The sequence below is a fragment of the Micromonospora sp. NPDC023888 genome (assembly GCF_040639415.1).
GTDB lineage: Bacteria > Actinomycetota > Actinomycetes > Mycobacteriales > Micromonosporaceae > Micromonospora.
In genome coordinates, this window is the sequence record NZ_JBEZZW010000097.1 from 1 (window position 1) to 1,451 (window position 1,451).

Below are 1,451 nucleotides of genomic sequence, written 5' to 3' on the forward strand. Positions count from 1 at the left end.
GGGCCGGCGGCCGTACTGCGCGTACGCGATGCCGACGCCGATCAGCAGGACGACGACCGTGGACGCGGTCACCGCGCCCGCGCTGATCGGCGGGTGGCCGTGCTCGAACTCGGTCACCGGCTTCAGCCAGTTGACGAACGCGCTGTTGAGGGAGAAGAGCCCGCCCGCGAAGACCGATCCGAAGGCCAGAAGGATCATCGGGATCGTCATGGACCTCGGCGACTCGTGGGGATGCGGCATCTCGCCGGGGCGGACCTCGACGCCGGGCTCCGCACTGGGCGCCTTGTCCGGGTCCGGGGCGGGCTGCCAGCGCTTCTCGCCGAAGAACGTCATGATCATCACGCGGGTCATGTAGTACGCGGTGATGCCCGCGCCCAGCAGGGTGACCGCGCCGAGGATCCAGCCCTCGGTGCCGCCCTTGGCGAAGGCCGCTTCGATGATCTTGTCCTTGGACCAGAAGCCGGACAGTCCCGGGAAGCCGATGATCGCCAGGTAGCCGAGCCCGAAGGTCACGAAGGTCACCGGCATGTATTTCCTGAGGCCGCCGTACTTCCTCATGTCGACCTCGTCGTTCATGCCGTGCATGACCGAACCGGCCCCGAGGAACAGTCCGGCCTTGAAGAAGCCGTGCGTCACCAGGTGCATGATCGCGAACGCGTACCCGATCGGGCCGAGGCCGGCCGCCAGGATCATGTAGCCGATCTGCGACATCGTCGAACCGGCCAGCGCCTTCTTGATGTCGTCCTTGGCGCAACCGACGATCGCACCGAACAGGAGCGTGACCGCGCCGACCACCACGACCGCCAGCTGGGCGTCCGGGGCGGCGTTGAAGATCGCACCCGACCTGGTGATCAGGTAGACGCCGGCGGTCACCATCGTGGCAGCGTGGATCAGGGCCGAGACCGGGGTCGGGCCCTCCATCGCGTCCCCGAGCCAGGACTGCAGGGGCACCTGCGCGGACTTGCCGCACGCGGCGAGCAGCAGCATCAGGCCGATGGCCGTCAGCATCCCCTCGGAGGTCTGCCCCGTGGCCGCGAGGACCGGGCCGAAGGTGAACGTCCCGAACGTGGTGAACATCAGCATGATGGCGATCGACAGGCCCATGTCGCCGACCCGGTTCACCAGGAAGGCCTTCTTCGCGGCGGTGGCCGCGCTGGGCTTGTGCTGCCAGAAGCCGATCAGGAGGTACGAGGCGAGGCCGACGCCCTCCCAGCCGAAGTACAGCAGGAGGTAGTTGTCGGCGAGCACCAGCAGCAGCATCGCCGAGAGGAACAGGTTCAGGTAACCGAAGAAGCGGCGCCTGCGCTCGTCGTGCTCCATGTACCCGATCGAGTACACGTGGATGAGCGTGCCGACACCGGTGATGAGCAGGACGAACGTCATCGACAGCTGGTCGAGCTGGAAGGCGATGTCCGCCTGGAAGCCCTCCACCGGCACCCAGCTGAACAGGT

1 protein-coding gene is annotated in these 1,451 nt (G+C 67.2%); it reads right to left on the minus strand.

The genetic code is table 11. The features are described 5' to 3' along the window. The coding region (gene nuoL / locus AB0F61_RS34190) for an NADH-quinone oxidoreductase subunit L (protein ID WP_357818536.1) at positions 1-1,451 on the minus strand (1,451 nt) is incomplete at both ends.